Raw genomic sequence first — 23,887 nt, forward strand, 5'->3', positions numbered from 1 at the left:
TGTTTTTGACGCCGCAAAGTTTACAGCAGGAAGGTCGATAGGTCAATTTTCCGTGTACTACCAGATATTCTTGATCCTTTTTCTTTTCCTTTGTAACGGGAACTTCAGCTAATTGAACATTTGGGTCTTTAATATTGAGCAATTTTTTTATAGAATGAGTGTAGGCCATGTGAATTCTCCTATTCTTTTGTGTGGTAACTTAATTATAGGAGTTCACTGGTCTTTTTTCATTTAAAAACAAAAAATAGTGCCAGTGAACCGATTGGTCCACCAACACTATATATTATAGAGCCTTTCTTTCAACAGTAAAATACCTTTTTCTTTCATCTCTATCACCTTCCTGTTTTACTCGTTCATTTTTATTATCTCATTCTCAGGCGAAAAGAAACAAGAAAAAGGCCTTTTTCCCTCTTTTTTAATGAAAAAAATGATAAGATATAGAAAAGAACCGAACGAATGGGGGCGACAAAATGGATAAGGAACATATTCTGATCACTAAAATTTCAATCCGAGAACCAATTCTCAGCAGCCAACTGTACAGCGGCCGTTTGTACATATGGGCAGTTGATCACCAGCTACACATTTATAGTTGGAAAAAATGTTTAGCTCTTTTGCAACAGATAGACCGTCCCATTTATCTAGAACCGTTTCCTTCTGAACAGCTTGATCTGTCTTTAGCGGCTCTTGAACCTGCTTTGATCCGTAGTCGTTTAATAAATGAGACCATTACGGATACAGCCATTTTTAATCATGTTCTTTATATGACTGCTGCAGAAGGGCTTTATCGTTTGCCGTTAAACCAAAAAGAAGCCATTCCTGAACAAATCAGTTCGATCCCAATGGAACACCTCTATATTTCGAGATTAGGCAGAATGGTCTGTACCAGCAAACAAGAAGGAGTATTTGAGTACTTATTGACGACTCGTTATTTCTATCCTGACCAACAAGCTAAAGTAGCCAACCGTTTGTACCAAATCCAAACCGACCACACCCAAAAAGTTGCATGGGACGCTCAAAATTTGATCCAATGGACCGATGGAGTTTCGCCAAAAATGTATTATTTGACCTTTGCTATACATAAAGGTGCTATTCATTTTCTAGAGGCTAAAGAAATCATAGATACTCCTATGAAAGAAAAGGGAGCAGATCGAATCCAGCCACTGCCGCTCCATCTTTCACTGACGGAACCTCTTGAGGGAGACGGTCAGCTATTTTCGTTTGAAGAGCAAGGCAGCCAAAAGATTAAAGTTCATGATGACTACCAAGATCCTTTTGTCAAAATCCGATCATTTCCTTCATCTTTATCCCAGCAAACAGTAGTTGATTTTGAACGTTTTTTCTACCTAGATGATCAAAAAGATCTACTGTCGCTTTACATGCAAGACGAATGCTTGCTTTCTCTGTCAAAAGCGAGCATTGAGAAATGGAAAATTTTTGATCGTACTTTTGACTACCAAAACCAATTACACGTTATTACTGCACACACACTGGATCTCTATCTTTTTACTCAAATATCGCGATAAATTAAAAAAAACACGTGGAAGCTGGTAACGAACTGACCCAGTGATCACGTGTTTTTATCTTTATTTGACTGTGATTATTCAAGTCTTTTGATACTCTATTGATGCGCAAAAGAACGTTGAGCGCTCGTTTGTTTCCAACTCTGACAAGAGCATTTGGGCTACCAGTTGGAACGAGAATCCCGTTTATTTTCAACTCTAACAACATTTGGTCCGACAGTTGGAACGAAAGTTTGTTCAAACATCAGAATTCACTTTATGGTTCAATGCCCTCATCCATGTTAAGCTTCAGCGTTTTTTTATAGGGTTTGAATGATAACTGGTTTTGGTCGTCTAACATGAGAATGGCGCTGAAGTTTCCGCCATCTTTTTTCTTAAAGCCTTTGATCCAATCGGTTTCTTTATGGACGAGCAATTTTTTTAATTGTGCTTGTGACAAGTTCTTCCCAGCAAATTTTTTCGGCAAAGAAAACTGACATCCCGTTTGCTGATAACGGCTGCAACCATAAAAAGTTTTTTTGTCCACCACTTTTGCGCTGCAAACTGGACATTTTCCTAAAGCTTTTTTCTCTTTGACTGCTGATTGTTGTTGTAAGGCAGGATCGAATTTGACCTCTGTTAGGCTATCTGCAATCGTTTGTTGCAAAAAATCCGCTATATTCTTTAAAAATCTTTCTTGTGTCCCAACGCCCTCATGGATTTTTTTCAAATACCGCTCCCATTTGCCTGTCATTTCTGCACTGCTCAACAATGTTTGGCTAACAGATTGGCAAAGAATTTTACCTTTGGGTGTGACGGTCAATTGATTGCTTTTTGACAAAATATACTGCTGCTTTTTCAAAGTTTCTAGAATATTGGCTCTTGTGGCTTCTGTTCCGATTCCTTCTACTTCTTTCAATATTTCTTTGTCTTCTGCAGTTTCCAACTCTCGACCGCAGTATTTCATTGCTGTAATGAGAGTCCCCTCTGTGTAAAGCTTTGGCGGCTGTGTTTTACCCTCTTTTGTCGAAAGGAGCGCCGTTCCCTTTTCTCCTTTTGCTACGACCGGCAAAAGAGGCTGTTCTTCTGCTTTTTTCTTTTGGCTGCGTTCTTCCAACAGTGCCTTCCAGCCTTCCTGAATCACAACTTTCCCGACCGCTTTAAAAGGCAATTGATGAACATCACTAAAAATCGTTGTTTCATCATACTGATGATCTGCTTCAAACATCGCTAAGGTCCGTTTCAGCACCGTAAAATAGAGTTGCTTTTGTATACTGGATAAGCTATTTAACTTTTGAGCACTAGGAATCGTTTTGGTTGGAATGATCGCATAGTGCTCTTGAACTTTTTTATTGTTCACGTATCGGCTTTTTGGGGTAAGATGCGGTTCTTTCAAAGTGTAGCCAGTCAATCTTTGGTAATCTTCCAAGTGGCTGACCAAATACCGGAATTCACTTTCAGTAATATAAGAGCAATCACTTCTTGGATAGCTTAACAGCTTTTTTTCATATAGCGCTTGAACTTGTTTCAACGTTTCTGAAGGACTGATCTTAAAACGTCGATTGGCAAAGGTCTGAAGATCGCTTAATGCAAAGAGCTTCGGCGAAGGTTGGTGAACTCTTTTTGTTTCTACTGAAGTGATCACTGCATCATTTTCCCGTTGCAGTTGATGCCGGTCGATCACTTCTCTTACCTGTTCTTTTGTCTCATATTTTTTAGTGTGTTTTGCTTTGAAGTTTCCTTGTTCAACAGTAATATCCGCAAACAATTCGTAAAACGGCTTGGAGATAAATTGATCGATTTCTGCTTCTCGATTGTAAATCATACAAAGAGTAGGCGTCTGTACTCGTCCCACGGAAAAGACACCATCCTGCACACCTTTGCTTTGCAAGGTCAACGTATAACTTCTAGAAAGATTGATGCCGACAAGCCAATCCGCTTTTTGTCTCGTTTGAGCTTCAATATAAGCTGAAAAATAATCCTCGGCTTCTTTCAAATGCTGGAATCCTTTTCTGATTTCCTCTGTTTCTAATGAGTTGATCCATAGCCGCTTCATCGGCTTATCCTCACAACCTGCTTGACGAATAATAGAGCGCGCAATATTTTCTCCTTCACGATCGCTATCTGTGGCAATAATGATTTCATCAGCACTTTTCAATAATCTTTTTACAATATTGAATTGTTTGCTTTTTCCTTTGCCTACTTGAAATTTAAAAGTTTCTGGCAAAATAGGAAGATCGGCTTTGTTCCATTTCTTCCACTCTTTTTGATAAACTTCAGGCGGCGAAAGCTCAACGAGATGACCAAATCCCCATGTAACCACATCTTCTGTTCCATTGATTTCAATATAGCCGTCCTTTTTGCTTTGCTTGCCTAATGCAGCAGCATAAGCTTGGCCTTGAGAAGGTTTTTCAGCGAGAATCACTCTTTTCATATCGATTCTTCCTTTATGCTTCGATAGTGCCCGTCTATCCTCATAAAACACAGCACTTCATTCTATAGATGTCTCTCTTTCCTTTTTTCTCTTTCAAAACTATACTGTTTTTTCAACAACAAAACAAGGAGCCAAAGCAATTTCTGCCTTGACTCCTTGTATTTACGGATCATTTTTTTGATTTAATTAGTCTTCCATCGGATCTTTGCCTAAGAAAGCTTGCAGCATCCAAATGTTTTTGTCTATTTCTGTCCGGTAATCGATTAGACGGTCTTGTGTGACATCGTCTCCTGCGTCTCCAGTCAGCTTGATTCCTTTGCCAAGATGTTCTGACATCAAACGCAAATCAGAAACAGTTGATTGGACCATTTCAATATCAGAAGCACCTGCATAAGGGTTTTCTTCAATAATAGAGTGATCTAAAAATTCTTGAAGTGTAGCATAAGGTTTGCCGCCGATCGTTACCAATCGTTCTGCAATTTCATCAAATTGTTCGTGTGCTTCGTCATAAAGCTCCTCAAACTTTTCATGTAAAATAAAGAAATGAGAACCTTGAACATAAAAGTGGTGTTGGTGCAGTTTGATATACAATACCCCGTAAGATGCAACCGTGTTGTTTAAATACTCTTGTACTTCCTTATTCATTCTTCAACCTCTCCTTTTCTTTTACTTTATAATTATTATAATTTAAAAGGCTTTTATTGTCCACCGATAAGCTCTCCTTTTTTTGTATCTGATAAATTTCTCATAAACTTGCCTTTCCTTTTTTAATATTCAAGAAAAAGACAGGATTGTATCGCAATCCCTAGCGAATTATGCTAGAATGATGCGAGATACCATTAAGAATAGAGGGAATAATTTAAATGATCACTGTATCCGATGTAAGTTTGCAATTTTCAGATCGCAAATTATTTGACGAAGTGAATATCAGCTTCAAACCGGGAAACTGTTACGGTGTTATTGGAGCAAACGGTGCAGGAAAGTCGACTTTCCTAAAGATCCTTGCTGGTGAGATCCAGCCGACAACAGGTTCTGTATCCATGGCACCCGATGAACGATTAGCAACTTTGCGCCAAAATCACTATGACTATGAAGAATATACTGTAATGGATACAGTTATTATGGGACACAAACGCTTATATGAAGTCATGCAGGAAAAAAATGCCATTTACATGAAAGCTGATTTTTCTGAAGAAGACGGCTTGCGTGCTGCTGAATTAGAAGGCGAATTTGCCGAAATGGATGGTTGGGAAGCTGAACCAGAAGCTTCACAATTGCTGCAAGGGCTAGGGATTCCTGAAGATTTGCACTATCAAAAAATGAGCGAATTGTCTGGCGGACAAAAAGTGAAAGTGCTGTTGGCACAAGCACTTTTCGGCAAGCCAGATGTTCTGCTATTAGACGAGCCGACCAATGGATTGGACACAAAATCGATCCAGTGGCTGGGAGAATTCCTGATTGGTTTTCCAAATACGGTCATCGTCGTTTCGCATGACCGCCACTTCTTAAACAAGGTTTGTACGCACATGGCAGACGTTGACTTCGGCAAAATCAAGTTATTTGTCGGCAACTATGATTTTTGGTTGGAATCTAGTCAACTAGCTGCTAAACTGCAAGCCGATCAAAATGCGAAAAAAGAAGAAAAAATCCAAGAGCTGCAAGCCTTTATTGCGCGTTTCAGTGCGAATGCTTCTAAGTCAAAACAAGCAACTTCTCGTAAAAAGATGCTTGATAAGATCACTTTAGATGATATTCAACCTTCTTCTCGCCGCTACCCTTACGTCGGTTTTGAACCAGAACGCGAAATTGGGAATGACTTGCTGCGTGTCGAAGGGTTATCTAAGACGATCGACGGTAAAAAGATTTTGAACAATATCAGCTTCAACTTGCGAAAAGACGATAAAGTCGCTTTTGTCAGTGAAAGTGATGTTGCCATTACCACTTTCTTCAAGATCATTATGGGAGATATGGAACCTGATGCTGGTACTGTCAAATGGGGCGTTACCACTTCTCAGTCTTACTTGCCGAAAGACACGTCTGCTGAATTCTCTTCTGATTTGAACATTTTAGAATGGCTCCGTCAGTACGCACCTAAAGAAGAACAAGACAATACTTTCTTGCGCAGTTTCCTCGGACGGATGTTGTTCTCAGGAGAAGATGTATTGAAAGAAGTTTCCGTTCTTTCCGGTGGCGAAAAAGTACGTTGTATGCTATCAAAAATGATGCTGAGCAAAGCAAATGTTCTTGTGATGGATGACCCAACGAATCACTTAGACTTGGAATCTATCACCGCCCTGAATGATGGTTTGATTGCTTTTAAAGGCTCACTACTATTTGGATCACATGACCACCAATTCATTCAAACGATCGCAAACCGGATCATTGCCTTGACGCCAAACGGTGTTGTGGATCGTGCCGAAACCACTTACGATGAATTCTTAGAAAACAAAACGGTTCAAGATCAAATCGAATCTTTATACCAAGCATAAGATAAAAAATGCAGAAACACTTCAGTTTCTCAGCTTAATGTCTTATTCTTTCCTGATTTTTAGTCTTCGAAAGAATTTTTAGCAGAAAACATTTGATCTTTACAATAGAACAAACAAAAAAGGCTTAGAGAGTCTCTTCTCTAAGCCTTTTTTGTTTCAGTTCTTCCTCTGCTAACGTTGGTAAAGAAATTTCCTCCAGTCGACGTGCTACTAGTGGAGACATTATTTATGATGTAAGCTGCTTTCAATAGAGGATATTTCTTTTTGAAATTTTTGTATTCGAAGACTGCAGTCAGTTCGAGTTGGTCAATAAGTAGCTTTAATGACGAACTCGAGAGCCGTACTGAGTTTGAGTTGGTCAATAAGTAGCTTTAATGACTAACTCGAGGGCCGTACTGAGTTTGAGTTGGTCAATAAGTAGCTTTAATGACAAACTCGAGGGCCGTACTGAATTTGAGTTGGTCAATAAGTAACTTTATTGACAAACTCAGGAGCTGTAACTTATTTGAGTTGGTCAATAAGTAGCTTTAATGACTAACTCGAGGGCCACAACTAGTTTGAGTTGGTCATTAAGTAGCGTTAATGACAAACTCAGGAGCTGTAACTTAATTGAGTTGGTCAATAAGTAGTTTTAATGACAAACTCGAAAGTTCTACTGAGTTTGAGGTAGTATTAAATAAAAATACTGTCCACATCAAGACCTAATACTTTTTCCCGATGGTTCACACAACTTTTTTCAATTTGATGGTTGACATTCGCTTTCAACTTCTGTATATTAAAAACAAGTTAAAAAACGCATGAAAAATGACAAAACGCTATGAAAAGAAGAGTAAGTTTACATTTGTCTATAACAGAGAGCCCAATCAGCTGAAAATGGGTTAGTCAAATTGAACTGAAGATGGTCTTTGAGTGGAGTCGGCGAGCGCAGTTAAAGCGCCAGCTTTCTACGGGAGCACCCGTTATAGTGCCACAGTATAAAAAAGACACCCTTGTCTTCCGTACTGATTAAGGTAGGTATAGTGATATATCTATAAACTAAGGTGGTAACACGAACTAGTCCATTGTCTTTCGTCCTTACAAAGAAGCAAAAGCTTTGCTTCTTTGTAAGGACTTTTTTATTTGTGCTAATTGAATAACAAAACGCTATGACGAGAAAAGTATTTTCATAGAATGCAACAACAGAGAGCCTGGTTGCTGAGAACTGGTTTGCAGAAGTGAAAAGAAAATGGCCTCTGAGCGGGATACCGAGTGTTGAAAAACATGAGATTATCATGGGCGCACCCATTACAGTGCTAGAGTATCAGAAGATATCTTCTCGTACTTGATGAGGAGTTGTTTGTGAAAACAACTTGAATAAAGGTGGTACACGACGTTAAAGCGTTCGTCCTTTGGTCTGCAGCAGCAGGTTGAAGGATGAACGCTTTTTTATTTTTACAGAGGAGGAAAACAAATGATTACATTAAAGAATGTGAGTGTCACATTTGCAGATAAAGAAAAAACGGTAAAAGCGGTAGAACAAGTCAACCTAGAGATCGAAAAAGGCGACGTTTTCGGGATTGTCGGTTACAGCGGGGCTGGAAAAAGCACTTTGGTCCGCACAATGAATCTCCTCCAGATGCCGACAGAAGGATCTGTGATTGTTTCAAATCAAGACCTCTTGCAATTAAAGCCAAAAGAGTTGAGGAAAACCCGTAAAAAGATTGGTATGATTTTTCAACACTTTAACTTGATGAGGTCTCGTACCATTGCAGAAAATGTTGCTTATCCTCTAAGAAAGTCCGGCTTGTCAAAAAAAGACATCCAAGAAAAAGTAGCCGATTTATTAGGTCTTGTCGGTTTGAGCGATAAAAGTAGCGCCTACCCTTCTCAATTATCAGGAGGTCAAAAACAACGAGTCGCGATTGCTAGAGCCTTAGCCAATGATCCTGAAGTGTTATTGTGTGACGAAGCAACAAGCGCTTTGGACCCAAAAACCACTCTTTCGATCCTAGAGCTGCTCAAAGAATTGAACCAGAAACTAGCGTTAACGATCGTCATCATCACTCATGAAATGCAAGTCGTAAAAGAAATCTGTCATAAGGTAGCCGTCATGGAAAATGGTCACGTTGTTGAAAAAGGCGATTTGGTTTCGATCTTTACTGAGCCTAAAGAAAAAATTACAAAAGAATTTATCAACACGGCTACGCATGCTGATCAAGCTGTAGAAAAAATTCTACAACACCCTTCTTTGTTAAATTTACAGCCAAACGAAGTATTAGCCAGCATGTCGTATGTCGGTTCCAGTACCAGTGAACCGTTGATTGCTGCATTGGCGACGCGCTTTGGTGTTACCGCTAATATTTTATTCGGAAATGTCGAGATCTTGCAGGAAACACCGGTTGGCCATCTCCTTGTTGTTTTAAGCGGAGAAGCTAGACGTCGTGAGAAAGCTATTGCTTTTTTGAAATCGGAACAAGTAAACGTATCTTTGATTCAGCAGCAACCTGTTATTCCCTTTGTAAAAGAAAAAGAAATTATTTAAGGAGTGGATCAATATGACCGCATTTTTTACGACTTATTTTGAAAATGTCATTCCATTGAAAGAAGAAATCATTGAAAGCACCTTACAAACACTGTATATGGTATCCGTCACGGGACTCATCGCCGGTGTGCTCGGCTTGCTTCTAGGCATCATTCTTGTTGTAACGGCTCATGACGGTATCTTACCAAAGCCGGGACTTTACCACCTGCTTGACCAAGTCGTCAACTTCTTCCGTTCGCTGCCCTTTATTATTATGATGGCGCTGGTCGTACCGTTAACTCGCTTGCTCGTCCACACTTCTATTGGAACGACTGCTGCCATTGTTCCTTTAGTGATCGGAACTGTCCCCTTCTTTGCTCGGCAAATTCAAAACGCCTTGTTGGAGGTAGATCCTGGAGTGATCGAAGCTGCAGAATCGATGGGATCCAGTCCTTTAGAAATCATTTTCCGTGTTTACTTAAAAGAAGGTTTAACAGCTATCATTCGTGTTTCTTCCGTTACCGTCATCAACTTGATTGGCTTAACAACGATGGCAGGCGCAGTTGGCGGAGGCGGTTTAGGCAACTTGGCTATTTCTAGAGGCTATAATCGATTTCAAAGTGATGTCACTTTGGTCGCGACAGTCATTATTCTCATCATTGTGTTGATCAGTCAATTCATTGGAAATTTATTTATCAAAAAAACAAGTCATTAAACAATATTGGAGGAATAAAAAATGAAAATAGTAAAAAAAGGATTTTTAAGTTTGATTTTAACCTTCGCCCTTTTATTGATCGCAGCTTGCGGATCAACTTCCAGCGCGGATGAACAAGTGGTTACATTAGGAGTTGTCGGAGAAGATCAAGACGTATGGGATTTTGTCGCTGACAAATTAGCAAAAGAAGGGATTACCTTAAAACTGGTTAAGTTCACTGACTACACACAGCCCAATACGGCATTAGCAGAACATGAACTGGATTTAAATGCTTTTCAGCATCAAATTTTTCTAGACTCTTATAACGAAGATAGCGGTACGAACCTGGTTTCTATAGCGGATACTGTGATCGCCCCTTTAGGATTATATTCAGACAAGCTTACATCACTTGACGAGCTTAACGAACAGGATCATATTGCCATTCCAAATGATGTAACAAATGGCGGCCGTGCTCTACTGCTGCTCCAAACAGCGGGACTCATCACTGTAGATCCGAGTGCAGGTTCTACGCCAACGATAAATGATATCACAGAAAATCCTTTAAACCTTTCCATTGATGAACTGGATGCTGCACAAACAGCCCGTGCCCTACCAGATGTTGCCATCTCAGTCATCAATAGCGGAATGGCTGTAGATGCCGGCTTCGTTCCTACACAAGATGCGATTTTCTTAGAACCTGTAGACGAACAATCTCAACCTTATATCAATATTATTGTTGCCAATTCTGAAGATACAGATCATGCGTTGTATAAAAAAGTTGTTGAAGCTTATCAAGCCGAAGACACAAAAGAAGTGATTGAAAAAACTTCTAAAGGCTCCTCTATCCCTGCTTGGTAAATCCATTCAATATTGAATCCCTGTTAGAAAAATAAAAAAAATAGAAAAGGATGATCCATCATGACAACCACTCTACAAACAACAACCTTACAAAAAGAAGTCCAACAAGGTGCTCAAGCGGTTATTGACTTGCGCCGTCATTTCCACCAGCACCCCGAACCAAGTTTACAGGAATACGAAACGATCAAACGAATCAAAGAAGAATTGGTTCAGTTAGATATCCCTTATGAAACAGTCGGCGAAACAGGTGCGATCGGAACCATTATCGGTAAAAAAGGCGCTGGAAAAACCATTCTGCTGCGAGCAGATATTGATGCGCTAGAATTAGAAGATGCTAAAGACAAACCTTATCGCTCTACCAAAGAAGGTTTGCATCATGCATGTGGTCACGATGGTCATGCTGCTGCTTTACTTGGCGCTGCAAAAATTCTAAAAAAACATGAGGCAGATTTTGCCGGCACCATTAAACTGGCTTTCCAACCAGCTGAAGAAATTGGTGCAGGTGCAAGACAATTTGTGGCTGGCGGATTTGTAGAAGGCGTTGATCAAGTCTTTGGAATCCATGTCGACTCATCAATCGAAATAGGTAAAATCGCAGCTACTTCTGGTCCAACCAATGCTTCTTGCGATATCTTCAATATTAAAGTGAAAGGTGAAAGTGGCCATGCAGCCAGACCCGACTTAGGAAGAGATGCGCTTTTAACAGCAGCTGCTATTATCGTTGAACTACAAAGTATCGTTGCTCGAGAAGTCAGCCCTTTAGATCATGCAGTCGTTGCAGTAGGTGTTTTACATGCAGGCACCCGCTACAATATTATCGCCAATGAAGCTGCGTTAGAAGGAACTGTGCGGACATTTAGCCATGAAACACGTCAAACCGTATTAGCAGCTGTTGAACGTATCGCAAGAGAAGTCGCTCAGGCGCATCGGACGACGATTGAGTTTGAAAATTATGACGCCGCTGCTCCTTTGATCAACGATCCAGTCGCTGCCAACCGCGCTGCTCGCATCGGAGCTGAAATCGTAGGAACTGAAAATGTGATCCTAAACAACCCAAAAAGCTTAGGCGCTGATGATTTTGCTGACTTCTTAGCAGTTGCTGAAGGTGTGTACGCTCGTGTCGGAACAAAAAATCCTGATGATTCTGATACTTGGTACGGTCACCATCATGAAAATTTTGATATTGACGAACGCGGTTTAGCTATAGCCACCGAGCTGCATGTTCGTTACGCACTTGATTACTTGGATGACTGAAAGAAGAAACATGTTGAAGGTTTATATTAGGCCTTTCAACTTTCAACTTCAGATCCAGTTGCTGTAAGTCACTTTCTTTTTCATCTATGTAGATATACTGTAGACTACAGATAGAAGGTAAAAAGAAAACAACAAAGGAGAGAAAAAGCATGAATGCAGCTAAAACAAAACTTGCTTTCGTTACGCTGGCCTCTTCATTCATTTTAATGGCTTGCGGCAATACAAATCAAGATGAAGGAAGCACATCTTCTTCTGAAGCATCGTCTGAGGAAACAATGTCTAGTGAACAAACATCTAGTTCAAGTGCAATGGAATCTTCTTCAGAAATGAGCTCTGACATGAGTTCTGAAGCCAGTTCTGATAGTTCAGCTACAAGCGACACCAACACAAAAGGGATTGAAAACAAAACTTTCGATACCAGTATAGACGACGTCATTAAAAACTTTAATGATACTTTCCCAAATGCAAAAATTACTTCGCTCAGCATCGACAATGACAACAATAGTTACGTTTATGAAGTAGAAGGTTATAATGACACAAACGAATTAGAACTCAAAGTGGATGCGAACACGGGTGAAATCGTGAAACAAGATGACGATGATGACCGCGATGATGTCATAGACGATGACGTTTTAGATTTAGACGGTATCGTTTCTCCACAAGAAGCGATGAAAGCTGCATTAGATGAAGTTGGCAGCGGATATGCAAAAGAATGGGAACTCGACAGTAAAAATGGAAAAGTTTACTACGAAATCGACGTTGAAGGTAGTAAACAAGCACAAGATGATGTTCACATTGATGCTAAAACAGGCGACTTTATTGGATATGACTAAAGCAAAAAAGAAGGCTGAAGCTCTCTTCCATTAGAATCGAACGATGAAATCATGACAAACCCAAACAAAGTGAAACGGATCAACACTTCCGTTTCACTTTGTTTTTTGTTTATAGCCTGCTTCATTAGCATTTTTTATCTTCTTACTGATTATTTTTTGGCTTTGTAGACTTTCAATTGCTTGCCTTTGATCTTACGGTCTTTCATTTTTTCTAAAACAAATAGACCTTTTCCATTCAAGATTTCTACAAAAGTCGCAGTCTCTTGGATGGTAATGATGCCAATATCTTCAGGCTGAATCGTTGGGATTTTTGAAATCGTTCCGACAAAATCGACTGCACGTAATTTTTTCTTTTTGCCACCATTAAAGTACAACTTCATGATCTCTTTGTCCAGCGGCTTATTTTTCTTGACGAACATTTTTTGTTGCATTTTCGCCTCAAATGCACGTTGATGTCGTTTAACGACGCGAGCAGATGGCAAATCGATTGGGTCAAATGTAAAGCCAGATGCTGCTTTGGTTTTTTGCCATTCTTTTTCCTCATCCGGTTCAACTAATGTCAGAACTGAACCTGCTCTGCCCGCTCTTCCAGTTCTTCCGGATCGGTGAATAAAACTTTCCACTTCTTCAGGAACATCAAAATTGACCACATGTGTCACTTGTTCGACGTCAATACCGCGAGCGGCAACATCTGTCGCAACCAGATAGCGAAAACGCCCTTCTTTAAAGTCCTTCATCACATCAAAACGATCATCTTGCAACATTCCGCCATGCAGTTTGTCAATGGGCAACCCTGCTTTGTGCAAAAACGTGTAGAGTTGGTTGACTGCAGCTTTTGTATTGCAAAAAATCATACAGCTATCTGGATTTTCCATAATCAAAAGATTCAATAGCTGTTTTTCTTTATCTTCCGCTGCTACTTTTACAAAGGATTGTTGGATGGCTGGACGTTTTTCCTCAGCTGCTTCGACTTTGATCCGTTTATTATCTGGGTTTAGATAGAATTGTGCCATGCGTTCGATTTCTTCTGGTAGGGTTGCTGAAAAAAGGACAGTTTGTCTGCTTTCTGGAACGAAATCCATGATTTCTTCCATCTGATCTATAAATCCCATATTCAGCATCTCATCTGCTTCATCTAATATGAGTGTCCGAAGTTTTTCTAAATGAAGTGTACCTTTTTGTAAATGATCTAATATTCGACCAGGTGTCCCTACAACAATATGACTTTTTTGCTTTAACTCGAGCTGCTGTTTTTTAAATGAAGCTTTTCCAAATACAGCTGTTGCTTTGATCCGCTTATACCGACCAATATTGATGATATCTTCTTTGATTTGCAATGCCAATTCTCTTGTGGGAGCCAATACCAAAGCTTGCGGTTTATTTTCTTCCCATACTACTTGCTCGCATAACGGAATTGCATAACTGGCTGTTTTACCGCTGCCGGTTTGTGCCTCAACGGTCGCATCTTTTCCTGACAGCATAACAGGTATTACTTCTTGCTGTACCGGTGTCGGCTGAAAATAGCGCAATTTTTTTAAAGCTTTTAAAATGTCTTCGCTAATTTGTTCATCTGTAAAATTCTTTTTCAAATCGTACCCTCTTTTGTCCATATAGTTTATTTAGTATAACAGCATTCCCTACAAAAAGAGAGTCTTTTTTGTCATCGCTCTTCTTCCAGTTTGTATTGTTGGGTTATTTTTTTGATTTTTGTTAAACTGAAAGAGAAACAAAGGATCAAATAAAGGAGAGGAATAATATGGCAAAAGTTTTTAAAGGTGCTTATATGTCCGTAGAAGAAGCAGCAGCTGCAGTGGAACACCTATTAGCAGATGGTTATACCGCAGCAGATGTAGTTGTTGTGACCCATCGTTCAAATAAAGGCGCGATTGAAGGCTTAACGATCGCAAACGTCGAACCTGTTTTAGACGCTGAAAACAAAAGCGTTTCCACAGGCAGACCTTCCCTCTTTAGTATTGCAGATGACAATAATCCGCTCGGTGCTTATCAATTGGACCCTTCAGTAACGGAACGGTACAATAAAACCGTCCAAAATGGCGGCTATGTTATCTTGGCAGAAGGAACTGGAAAAGAAACAGCCGGCACTTATTTGGAACGTTCTCCAATCAAAGAAAAATCAGACCCTACCATACCGAATATTGGTGAAAAACAAGAACAATCCACTAGCGAAATCCAAAACACCACCAATGAGGGCGATGCAACTTCAGTTGACGGTATCCCAGTAAAAGAATCTGACGGAAACTATGGTGGCCACATGAAATCTGACATCACCAATGTTCCGCCAACTCCTGGAGCTGATGACGGAACGATTGATAAACCATAATCGTTACTGCAAAAAAATGGAGAAAGAACTACACTTTCATCGTTGAGTAGAATAAACAAAGAAGAGCTATTTTTTGGCTTTTCTTTGTTTTTTTGTACGATCTATTCTTTATCAACCACACCAAAAAGTAAGTAATGATTATTTCCGTAGATTATTGTACACTTGAATCAAGACAAAAGCATTTTGTCAGCTTTACACTGACCCTTATAAGAATGAGAGGCTGAATATAAAGTGAACGATAGCTTAAATTTTTCAAACCGCGTTACACAAAATTATTCTCTATTAACAAAAAAAGAAAAAGAGATTGCCTCTTTTATACTGGAAAACCAATCACAATTAAAAAAATGGAACATTAAAGACCTTGCCAAACTCAACCAAACGTCAAATGCTACGATCTCGCGCTTTTGTTCAAAGCTGGATTACAACAGTTTTGGAGAATTCAAAGCAATCGTTTCACAAGAGTCTACTGAAATACCGGTCCCTTTAAAAGTCCCTTTAAAAATTGCTAGTTACTACAATCAATTGATCCAATCCGCTTATCAGTTGATGGAACCAAGCAAACTGACGGCTTTTATTGAAGCCATCAAACAAGCCAATAAAATTTTAATCATCGGAATTGGAAACTCAGGTCTAAGTGCTCTAGAAATGAAATATCGACTCACAAGAATGGGCTTAAATGTGGATGCTGTAACAGATCCACATATGATGCTGATGGAAAGTGCCTTACTAAAGCAAAAAGACTTAGTGATTGCAATTTCTAACTTTGGAAAAACGACAGCAATCATTGATACTTGCAAAATCGCTAAAAAAGAAAAAGCTTTAGTTTGTTGCTTGACCAACCAGAATCATACTCCATTAACTGAAATATCGGACATTATTTTGTTTGCATCTGATAAATCAAGTATTCCAGATCAGAAGTTTATCAATAGCCAGTTGCCTATTCATTATGTACTAGACGTCTTATGCTATATTCTTCTAGAGGAAGAGGAACATCTAAACAATCGAATCAAAACACTGTCAGCCATCAATTTAGAGTAAAAAAGCCGCTGACGTTCTATCGTTTTCTGCAAAAAAAGATGTACGCTTAGTAAATGGACTCTTATCCATCTAAGCGTACATCTTTGCGATGCGCTCTTTTTCTATTTTTTCATTTCATTAACGAACTGTTTTGTAATGAGTTGAGGACGAGTGATTGCACTGCCGACAACAACAGCATGCACACCTAATTCTTTACATCTTTTAGCTTTTTCAGGTGTATCTACATGCCCTTCTGCGATAACAGGAATCGTCAGTTTTTTTAAGATTTCTTTTAAACGGAAGAAATCTTCATCTGAGATATCATGTCCTTCTGATTCAGGAGTATAACCCATTAAAGTAGTAGAAACACAATCAAAGCCTAATTTTTCAGCTGTAACAGCTTCTTCAATCGTTGCAACATCAGCCATTAATAAAACGTCAGGATATTTTTCACGGATAGCAGATACAAAACTTTCTAATGATTTCTGCTGGGGTCTCAATCTATTTGTTGCATCTAAGGCGATCATATCACAATTCGCTTGAATCAGTTCTTCTATTTCTTTCATAGTCGCAGTAATGTAAATGTCTGAATCATCATAATCTCTCTTTACAATCCCTACAACAGGCAAGTCTGTATTTTTTTTGATTTCAATAATATCCTCTTTTGAATTGGCTCTGATTCCTTTTGCGCCGCCTTCTTCTGCAGCTACCGCCATTCTTCCCATAATATAAGAACTGTGTAAAGGTTCGTTGGACAAGGCTTGACATGATACGATCAATTCTGATTTTACTTTTGCTAACATATTCATCTTTTATTCTCCTAACACTTCTTCGATTTCATTTTTTATAACAGAAACTTGAGGTCCATAAATAACTTGGATTCCTTTTCCTTTTTTCACTATTCCTTTGCTTCCAGTTTCTTTCAACGCTTCATCATCCACCAGTTTTTCATCTGCAACGGTCACTCTTAACCGTGTCGCACAGTTATCTACGCTGACAATGTTGTCTTCTCCGCCAAGCCCTGTAATGATCGCTAGTGAACGTCCTTCAGCAGGCTTTTTAGAACTTTCTTCCATTTTTTCGGCTCTACCTGGCGTTTTAAAGTTAAATTTTTTAATTAAAAATGTAAAGGAGAAATAGTATAAGAAGAACCAAACTACGCCAATCAACAATACGTATATCCAATTTGTACGTGCATTCCCTTGTAGAACGCCAAATAAGATGAAATCAATGAATCCACCTGAAAAAGTTTGCCCAATCGTGATTTTGAAAATGTGAGCCATCATAAAGGCTAATCCATCAAATACCGCATGAACGACATATAAAGCTGGCGCGACGAACAAGAATGAAAACTCAAGTGGTTCTGTGATACCGGTTAAGAAAGAGGTTAAAGCAGCTGAGAGCATTAACCCTCCGACTATTTTTTTGTTTTCTGGTTTAGCTGTTCGATAAATGGCAAACGCTGCTCCAATAAGACCAAACATCATGGTAATAAAGCGGCCTGACATAAATCTTGATGTGCCAATAAAGAATTCATGTGTATTTGGATCAGCTAATTGAGCAAAGAAAATATTTTGCGTCCCTTGAACGACTTTTCCGCCGACTTCCAATGTACCGCCAAGGGCAGTTTGCCAGAACGGCAAGTAGAAAATGTGATGTAATCCCAATGGTCCTAACATACGTAATACAAATCCATAAATAAAGGTTCCTAAGTAACCAGTTGAATTTACTAAATTCCCCATATTGGCAATTAACTGTTGGAATAATGGCCAAACAAAATATAATACAACACCAACAAGAATAGCGGCTACTGAAGTAATGATGGGAACAAAACGCGAACCTCCAAAGAAACCTAAATATTGAGGTAATTCAATTTTATTGAAGCGATTGTGTAGCATTCCTGCTACTATCCCTATGATAATACCACCAAACACACCCGTTTCCAACGATTGGATACCAACTGTTAGTCCTTGTCCAGCAGCTGCTAAGTTTTCTTCTACCAAATTTCCCGTTATGGAAAGAATAGAATTAATGGTCGCGTGCATAACCAAATAACCGATTAAAGCAGCCAAACCAGCAGTCCCTTTATCAGAACGCGCCAGCCCTATAGCTACCCCCACTGCAAAAATAATCGGCAAGTTTGCAAAAACGATATTTCCTGCACTGCTCATAACAGTAAATATAGCTTGCAACCAATTGACATCTAGCACAGGATAAGCGTTTACAGTATTGGGATTTGATAAAGCTCCTCCAATCCCCAACAACAGACCAGCGGCTGGCAAGATTGCGATCGGCAACATAAATGACTTGCCAAACTGCTGTGCTTTTTCAAAAAACGTTTTCATTTCTTTTACCTCCCAATTCCTTATTTTTTCTAAATCATACTATATGAAAATACTTTCGTCAATATAAAATATTGCGAAAATATTTTCTAAAACAAGTTTATTTGTGCCGTCCATTTAAGATTTCGCGTCCAACAATTATGGAATTCAACGCTCTCTTTCCTTTCTTATTTTGTCTGCGTTCAAAATTAAAAAAATTTTCAAACGTGTTATGATAATGACAAGCATCAAAATATCGATGCACAATGCAGGGAGGTCAATGAGATGTTAGAAGTGAAACGTATCGTAACGGGTAATTTAAAAGAAAATTGTTATCTTATTTATCAACATGAGGTGGCACTGATCGTGGATCCAGGTGATGATTTTGATAAGATCAAAGCAGAAATTGATCGATTGAAGGTGAAGCCGAAAGCCATTTTACTGACACATACACACAGTGATCATATCGGTGCATTGGAAGAAACGCGAGAAACCTATCAGATTCCTGTTTATGTCAGTCCTGAAGAACAAGCTTGGTTAGGCGATGCTGAATTGAATCTGTCCGCATTCAGCGGGCTTCCATTTACAACTCGTCCGGCAGAATTTGAATTTGAAATGAAAGAGTACGATTTAGATGGCTTTAACTTTACAGTTGTTCCTACTCCTGGGCATTCTCCAGGCGGTGTCAGCTTTATTTTTGATGGTTTCGTCATCAGTGGGGATGCTTTATTTAATGGAAGTATCGGACGCACGGACTTGTATCAAGGAGATCTAAACACTTTGCTTTCTGGCGTTAGAGAGCACTTATTCTCTCTGCCAGATGAATTCCGTGTTTATCCTGGTCATCTTGGAGATACAACGATTGGTTATGAAAAGAGATTCAATCCATTTTTCCAATAACGAAGGAAAGTGAAGATTTTGCCTCTCATAAAAAAAGGAAGACAGCATGTACGCTATCTTCCTTTTTTCATACAATTTTAAGCAATCAGTACATCCTATTCTTTCTTAGGCAACACTTATTCTTCTAGTGCTTTCCAAACCGCGCTAAGTTCGCAGTTTGTTTTTCCTTCTGTCACAATGCGATGAGCAGATAGTACTTGTCCCTCTTCCATCTTGCGTAGGCTGTATTCACTTTGGACCTGTTCGCCATATTGCACTTCTTTTTCAAATTTGATATTCATACTCATCAATTCATGAGTAGCTAAAAAGTCATATCCTAAAGCGTCTAATGCCCACTCAAAGTATTTAGAGTTGTTCACATGCTTGTTTTGGTCAATATCTAAGTAGCGTACACGGTAAGTTTTAGCGGCTAGTTTCTCTTCGTTTACCTTTTCGGGTTGAGGTGTACGAATCAAGCGTTTAGTGAATTCTGATTCGTAAGGTGCAATCACTTCTTGCGGGACACGAACCATCTTCCGTTTTTCAAGATCCATCAAAGCAAAAGTTGAATGAACAGTTACGATTTCTTCACCTGCTTCATCTCTAACATTAAAGTCTCGATAACAGAATAATTTATTATAGGACATGGCTTGAGTCTGAATACGAACTTTCTCAGTTATGCGCGGCATTCTTTTGATTTCAATACCATACTGCAGGATGATCCATGACAGTCCACGACTTTTGACAAATGCGTCATCCACACCTAAAACGCTGCTTTGTGTTTCCGATACATGAATCAAGTTGTTGATCAGCATGGGCAAAGACATCCTGCCTAATGTATCTCCTTCATAATACTTCACTGTATGTTCTTCTTCATATACTTTTCCACTCATCTTGCTTAGCCTCATTTCTTTCCATTTCAATACCTTTAGCCTACCATAAAATAGCCTTCAGCCGTTAGTAGAAATTACAGCTGATTTGCGCTATGGATACTTCAGGTAAAATCTGACTCTCTAAACTGATTTTAACTCGTAAGTCGTTATGCTCCCTTCTGACATGGTCAACTCAAACTGATTTCTTCTTTTCAGTCTTAAAAAAAAAGAACTGCAGCAGGACGCGGCAGCTCTTTGTCATTTGAACTTATACTTTTTTCAACAATTTGGATTGTGTTCTATACAAATTATAGTAATGGCCTTTTTTCTTCATCAGTTCTTCGTGGCTGCCAGATTCCAGAATCTTTTTATCACCAATGTAAAAGATCCGGTCACTATTTCGAATCGTTGACAAACGGTGTGCCACAATAAAAGCCGTTCTACCTTCTAATAGTCTATCTAGTCCTTCTTGCAGCAAGATTTCTGTTTGGGTATCAATACTAGAAGTTGCTTCATCGAGAATCAGAACTTTTGGATCAGCTAATAGCGTACGAGCAAATGAGATCAATTGCCGTTGACCTGCTGATAAGGTGCTGCCTCTTTCTTGTACGACAGTTCGATAACCATTTTTCAAGTCTTGAATAAATTCATGGGCTCGAACCACTCTCGCTGCATCTACAATATCCCAAGGACTCGCTTCCAAGTTACCATAACGGATATTTTCCATGATCGTTCCGGAGAAAATAAAAGTATCTTGCAGCATAACACCGATTTCTTTACGCAGTGACTGCACTTTTACGTCTCGAATGTCCATTCCATCTACCAAGATAGCTCCATCTTTGATGTCATAAAAGCGGCTGATCAGATTGGTGATCGTTGATTTTCCAGCACCAGTCGGACCAACTAAAGCGATGGTTTCACCAGGTTTAACATGGAATGACAAATGTTCAAAAATATTCTGCTCTTCCGTATAACCGAATGTGACATCCCGGAAAACGACCTCACCTTTGACTGGCGGCATTTCATAAGCATCTGGTGCGTCTTGGATCTGTGGCTTCACATCCATCATTTCAAATACTCGTTCCAAGTAAACGGCTCCTGATACGAGTGAATTGTAGAAGTTTCCGACATTGATGATCGGGTTCCAGAAGTTATTGACATATCCAACAAATGCGATCAAGATCCCCGTCGATACATCGACCCCTAAACCTCTGATGCCAGCAAAATAAATGAAAGAAATGGTGATCGTAGCAATATTTTGAACGATCGGACTCAGCATATCTTGCGCTTTTACAGCTTTCATATAGGCTTCGCGCTGCTGATTGCTGACATCTGAAAAGATATCGTAATTCATGCTTTCCCGTGTATAAGACTGTGTCGTTTTGATCCCAGCAATACTTTCATGAATATAAGCATTCAAATTGGCTTGCTTTGCACTCAATTCATCATAAGCGGCGCGCTGTTTGTTTTTGATGATCATTGTCGCGACAAACAAAACCGGCATCAAAATCAGACTGTATAGCGTAAGCCGGACATCAATGGCCAACATAATGGCTAATGTAACAATAATGCTCAAAATATCTGACAACACATTGATCAATCCAGAAGACAGGATATTACTGAGATTATTGATATAGTTTACAACCCGAATCAAGATCTTTCCATGCGGTTGGCTGTCAAAAAAAGCAAATGATAATTTTTGCATATGAATAAACAAGTCTGAACGCATATCGCGTAAAACATCTTGTCCCAGCAATGTAATGTTATATAGGCGATAACGAGAAGCCCAACCATTTATCAAAGTGGCCACTGCATAAAGCACAATGATCCAAGTCAATTGGCGTGCATCTTGGTTGGGGATGGATTGGTCGATCACGATACTGGTTAGGTAAGGACCCAAGATCATGATGATATTAGAAAGCAAAATGACCAGAAAGAGGATCGTGATTTTCATACGGTAAGGCTTCAAATAAGTGAGTACACGTTTGATATTCTTGGCACTCATTTTTTTATCTAGTTTTTTATCTGTATCAGTCTGTACTTGAGCCATCTTCATCCTCCTCCTCTTCAACCTCAGATTGTCCTAGTTGTTCTTGATAGATATCGTAGTAGCTTCCTTTTCTTGCCAACAATTCCTCATGCTGTCCGCGCTCGATGATTTCTCCTTTTGACATAATCAAAATTTGATCGGCATTTTTTACAGAAGAGATGCGGTTGGCAATAATAAATGTCGTTGTATCTCGACTTACATCTTTCATGCCTTTCTGAATCTTGACTTCTGTTTCCATATCCACAGCTGAAGTCGTATCATCCAAAATCAAAATTTTCGGATGCTTGATCAGTCCTCGAGCCAATGAAAGTCGTTGTCGCTGACCGCCTGATAAACCGCTGCCGCGTTCACCAAGATACGTCTCATATCGTTCAGGCATCTTTTCAATAAACTGGCTAGCATCTGCTACGCGCGCCACCTGTTCAATATCTTCAAACTCAGCACTTGGTTTTCCATACGAGATGTTTCCTTTAATGGTATCTGAAAATAGAAAAACGTCTTGCATCACGATGGCAATTTGCTTTCTTAAGTCCAATACGTTCCATCGACGCGCATCTTCTCCATCAATCAGTACTCGACCTTCCGTTGGGTCGAAAAAGCGTGAGATCATGTTGACCAACGTCGATTTCCCAGATCCTGTCTCACCTAAGATCCCGATAGTTTCTCCCGGCTCAGCCCTGAAAGAGATATGGCTTAGAACAAAATGTTCCGGCTCATCAGCAAATGCAAAAGAAACATTTTGGAACTCAACTTCCCCTCGCATTTCTTGAATCGATTTTTTCTGGTTGACAGGGATCAGCGGTTTCGTATTCAACATTTCGCGGATTTTATAAGTGGCCGTTATAAAGCGTTGCATATCATTCATATAACCGCCGACATTCCGCATGGGTGTATTCAACATCCAAATCAATCCATTAAAAGCAACCAAATTCCCGACACTCATCATGCCGTTTAGAACAAAAAATCCGCCTAATCCAACTGAAATCACAGCCATAAATCCGGCTAATGTCTCAAGAACCGGCAAATAAGTTTTAGAGATATTAACGGAATCCATGTTTGCTTTCTTGAATCCTTCATTACGGACATCAAACTTTTGCTCTTCATAAGCTTCATTGGCAAACGCTTTGACGACTTTGTTTCCACCGATATTTTCTTCTACCATGGAGTTCAACTTGGCAAAGCTTTCTCTTATTTCATAAAATGCCCCATTGGCTTTGATCGATAATAAAATAGTAAAAAGAGCGATAAATGGTGTGACGATCAACAAAGCTAAGGTCAAGCGCCACTCGATCGTACTCAATACGATAAGGGCAGATACAAACAGGACGATATTGTCCAAGACGTTAAAATAAAGCCACGCTATGGCATGCCGAATCGCATCTGTGTCTCCTGTCATCCGTGCCATGATATCTCCTACACGTGTGGTATTAAAAAAAGTAAAATCCAGCTCCTGCAATTTCGTATACAAATCTTCACGAATTTGATAAAGGGCATTTTGACCGATCCGTTCAAATTTGATTTGATACGTATACCGCAAAATCGTTCTAACGAATGTCCCAAGCAGCATCAATCCCAAAAGCGGCAGCAGCAGATCGCTTTCTCCGTTGTAAATCACATTGTCAACAATCAATCCGCCGACATATGGCGTTACGATGTTCAGCAAAGCTACGGCAACAACCATGATACTTGCCCATGACCAACCGAACAAATAGGGTCTAATGTATTGCCATACCCATTTGATACTATTCATCTTCTTCTCCCACCTTTTTGCAAGCTAAACGATAAAGAAAACAGACGCTCTCTTTTCGTCTACAACTTGTTTGTTATTTTGATCATCCATTTATCC

18 protein-coding genes are annotated in these 23,887 nt (G+C 39.5%); 10 read left to right on the forward strand and 8 right to left on the reverse strand.

The window, feature by feature from the left end; all coding sequences use genetic code 11:
• Positions 1-470: 470 nt before the first annotated feature.
• Positions 471-1,523: a hypothetical protein gene (locus BM057_RS00005; RefSeq protein ID WP_092090672.1), complete on the forward strand. Its 1,053-nt coding sequence runs from the start codon at positions 471-473 to the stop codon at positions 1,521-1,523.
• Between the two features lie 253 nt (positions 1,524-1,776).
• On the opposite strand, the gene BM057_RS00010 is transcribed toward BM057_RS00005, so the two are convergent.
• Together BM057_RS00010 and BM057_RS00015 are read right to left on the reverse strand one after the other, a co-directional pair.
• Positions 1,777-3,933 (reverse strand): type IA DNA topoisomerase, encoded by a 2,157-nt coding sequence (locus BM057_RS00010; protein ID WP_092090673.1) that lies wholly within the window; start codon positions 3,931-3,933, stop codon positions 1,777-1,779.
• 186 nt (positions 3,934-4,119) lie between these two features.
• On the reverse strand, positions 4,120-4,578 hold the full coding sequence (locus BM057_RS00015) for a Dps family protein (RefSeq protein ID WP_092090674.1): 459 nt from the start codon (positions 4,576-4,578) through the stop codon (positions 4,120-4,122).
• A 218-nt stretch (positions 4,579-4,796) separates the two neighbouring features.
• Here BM057_RS00015 and BM057_RS00020 point away from each other — a divergent pair, with 218 nt between their 5' ends.
• The 6 genes from BM057_RS00020 (at position 4,797) to BM057_RS00045 (ending at position 12,561) form a co-directional block, all read left to right on the forward strand.
• A complete protein-coding gene (locus BM057_RS00020; protein ID WP_092090675.1) occupies positions 4,797-6,422 on the forward strand; it encodes an ABC-F family ATP-binding cassette domain-containing protein in 1,626 nt (541 codons plus the stop codon).
• A gap of 1,450 nt (positions 6,423-7,872) precedes the next feature.
• Entirely contained in the window at positions 7,873-8,943 is a 1,071-nt protein-coding gene (locus BM057_RS00025; protein ID WP_092090676.1) for a methionine ABC transporter ATP-binding protein, read from the forward strand.
• 13 nt (positions 8,944-8,956) lie between these two features.
• Entirely contained in the window at positions 8,957-9,637 is a 681-nt protein-coding gene (locus BM057_RS00030) for a methionine ABC transporter permease (RefSeq protein WP_092090677.1), read from the forward strand.
• Between the two features lie 21 nt (positions 9,638-9,658).
• The gene (locus tag BM057_RS00035; protein WP_092090678.1) at positions 9,659-10,474 is read left to right on the forward strand and encodes a MetQ/NlpA family ABC transporter substrate-binding protein; all 816 of its coding nucleotides are present in this window, start codon (positions 9,659-9,661) and stop codon (positions 10,472-10,474) included.
• A gap of 57 nt (positions 10,475-10,531) precedes the next feature.
• Positions 10,532-11,728, forward strand: coding sequence for an amidohydrolase (locus tag BM057_RS00040; protein ID WP_177186136.1), 1,197 nt, complete (start codon positions 10,532-10,534; stop codon positions 11,726-11,728).
• A 149-nt stretch (positions 11,729-11,877) separates the two neighbouring features.
• Entirely contained in the window at positions 11,878-12,561 is a 684-nt protein-coding gene (locus BM057_RS00045) for a PepSY domain-containing protein (protein WP_052181761.1), read from the forward strand.
• A 149-nt stretch (positions 12,562-12,710) separates the two neighbouring features.
• Here BM057_RS00045 and BM057_RS00050 read toward each other — a convergent pair whose 3' ends face one another.
• The gene (locus BM057_RS00050) at positions 12,711-14,150 is read right to left on the reverse strand and encodes a DEAD/DEAH box helicase (protein WP_281246041.1); all 1,440 of its coding nucleotides are present in this window, start codon (positions 14,148-14,150) and stop codon (positions 12,711-12,713) included.
• Between the two features lie 167 nt (positions 14,151-14,317).
• Here BM057_RS00050 and BM057_RS00055 point away from each other — a divergent pair, with 167 nt between their 5' ends.
• Positions 14,318-14,902 (forward strand): general stress protein, encoded by a 585-nt coding sequence (locus BM057_RS00055; protein WP_092090681.1) that lies wholly within the window; start codon positions 14,318-14,320, stop codon positions 14,900-14,902.
• 231 nt (positions 14,903-15,133) lie between these two features.
• Positions 15,134-15,940: a MurR/RpiR family transcriptional regulator gene (locus BM057_RS00060; RefSeq protein ID WP_092090682.1), complete on the forward strand. Its 807-nt coding sequence runs from the start codon at positions 15,134-15,136 to the stop codon at positions 15,938-15,940.
• Between the two features lie 101 nt (positions 15,941-16,041).
• Here BM057_RS00060 and BM057_RS00065 read toward each other — a convergent pair whose 3' ends face one another.
• Together BM057_RS00065 and ptsG are read right to left on the reverse strand one after the other, a co-directional pair.
• Positions 16,042-16,728: an N-acetylmannosamine-6-phosphate 2-epimerase gene (locus tag BM057_RS00065; RefSeq protein WP_047390301.1), complete on the reverse strand. Its 687-nt coding sequence runs from the start codon at positions 16,726-16,728 to the stop codon at positions 16,042-16,044.
• A 3-nt stretch (positions 16,729-16,731) separates the two neighbouring features.
• The gene (gene ptsG, locus BM057_RS00070; protein WP_092090683.1) at positions 16,732-18,264 is read right to left on the reverse strand and encodes a glucose-specific PTS transporter subunit IIBC; all 1,533 of its coding nucleotides are present in this window, start codon (positions 18,262-18,264) and stop codon (positions 16,732-16,734) included.
• Between the two features lie 261 nt (positions 18,265-18,525).
• Between ptsG and BM057_RS00075 the strand changes: the two genes are divergently transcribed.
• Complete coding sequence (locus BM057_RS00075; protein WP_092090684.1) at positions 18,526-19,140, forward strand: MBL fold metallo-hydrolase; 615 nt, start codon at positions 18,526-18,528, stop codon at positions 19,138-19,140.
• 116 nt (positions 19,141-19,256) lie between these two features.
• Here the strand turns inward: BM057_RS00075 and BM057_RS00080 are convergent, their stop codons facing one another.
• The 3 genes from BM057_RS00080 to BM057_RS00090 form a co-directional block, all read right to left on the reverse strand.
• Positions 19,257-20,012, reverse strand: a complete 756-nt coding sequence (locus tag BM057_RS00080; RefSeq protein WP_092090685.1) for an acyl-[acyl-carrier-protein] thioesterase — start codon at positions 20,010-20,012, stop codon at positions 19,257-19,259.
• Positions 20,013-20,259: 247 nt separating this feature from the next.
• Positions 20,260-22,041, reverse strand: coding sequence for an ABC transporter ATP-binding protein (locus BM057_RS00085; protein ID WP_092090686.1), 1,782 nt, complete (start codon positions 22,039-22,041; stop codon positions 20,260-20,262).
• Complete coding sequence (locus BM057_RS00090) at positions 22,022-23,791, reverse strand: ABC transporter ATP-binding protein (protein ID WP_092090687.1); 1,770 nt, start codon at positions 23,789-23,791, stop codon at positions 22,022-22,024. The genes BM057_RS00085 and BM057_RS00090 overlap by 20 nt, the downstream gene beginning before the upstream one ends.
• Positions 23,792-23,887: the final 96 nt, after the last annotated feature.

The sequence above is a fragment of the Pisciglobus halotolerans genome, assembly GCF_900113675.1.
In the GTDB taxonomy this organism is placed as follows: Bacteria; Bacillota; Bacilli; order Lactobacillales; family Carnobacteriaceae; genus Pisciglobus; species Pisciglobus halotolerans.

What these genes read in the sequence shown, in the direction of transcription:
- BM057_RS00005 (WP_092090672.1), top strand. Translation starts at nt 471, where the DNA reads ATGGATAAGGAACATATTCTGATCACTAAAATTTCAATCCGAGAACCA.
- BM057_RS00080 (WP_092090685.1), bottom strand. Translation starts at nt 20,012, where the DNA reads ATGAGTGGAAAAGTATATGAAGAAGAACATACAGTGAAGTATTATGAA.
- BM057_RS00075 (WP_092090684.1), top strand. Translation starts at nt 18,526, where the DNA reads ATGTTAGAAGTGAAACGTATCGTAACGGGTAATTTAAAAGAAAATTGT.
- BM057_RS00065 (WP_047390301.1), bottom strand. Translation starts at nt 16,728, where the DNA reads ATGAATATGTTAGCAAAAGTAAAATCAGAATTGATCGTATCATGTCAA.
- BM057_RS00015 (WP_092090674.1), bottom strand. Translation starts at nt 4,578, where the DNA reads ATGAATAAGGAAGTACAAGAGTATTTAAACAACACGGTTGCATCTTAC.
- BM057_RS00035 (WP_092090678.1), top strand. Translation starts at nt 9,659, where the DNA reads ATGAAAATAGTAAAAAAAGGATTTTTAAGTTTGATTTTAACCTTCGCC.
- BM057_RS00085 (WP_092090686.1), bottom strand. Translation starts at nt 22,041, where the DNA reads ATGGCTCAAGTACAGACTGATACAGATAAAAAACTAGATAAAAAAATG.
- BM057_RS00025 (WP_092090676.1), top strand. Translation starts at nt 7,873, where the DNA reads ATGATTACATTAAAGAATGTGAGTGTCACATTTGCAGATAAAGAAAAA.
- BM057_RS00010 (WP_092090673.1), bottom strand. Translation starts at nt 3,933, where the DNA reads ATGAAAAGAGTGATTCTCGCTGAAAAACCTTCTCAAGGCCAAGCTTAT.
- BM057_RS00030 (WP_092090677.1), top strand. Translation starts at nt 8,957, where the DNA reads ATGACCGCATTTTTTACGACTTATTTTGAAAATGTCATTCCATTGAAA.
- BM057_RS00045 (WP_052181761.1), top strand. Translation starts at nt 11,878, where the DNA reads ATGAATGCAGCTAAAACAAAACTTGCTTTCGTTACGCTGGCCTCTTCA.
- BM057_RS00020 (WP_092090675.1), top strand. Translation starts at nt 4,797, where the DNA reads ATGATCACTGTATCCGATGTAAGTTTGCAATTTTCAGATCGCAAATTA.
- BM057_RS00055 (WP_092090681.1), top strand. Translation starts at nt 14,318, where the DNA reads ATGGCAAAAGTTTTTAAAGGTGCTTATATGTCCGTAGAAGAAGCAGCA.
- ptsG (WP_092090683.1), bottom strand. Translation starts at nt 18,264, where the DNA reads ATGAAAACGTTTTTTGAAAAAGCACAGCAGTTTGGCAAGTCATTTATG.
- BM057_RS00090 (WP_092090687.1), bottom strand. Translation starts at nt 23,791, where the DNA reads ATGAATAGTATCAAATGGGTATGGCAATACATTAGACCCTATTTGTTC.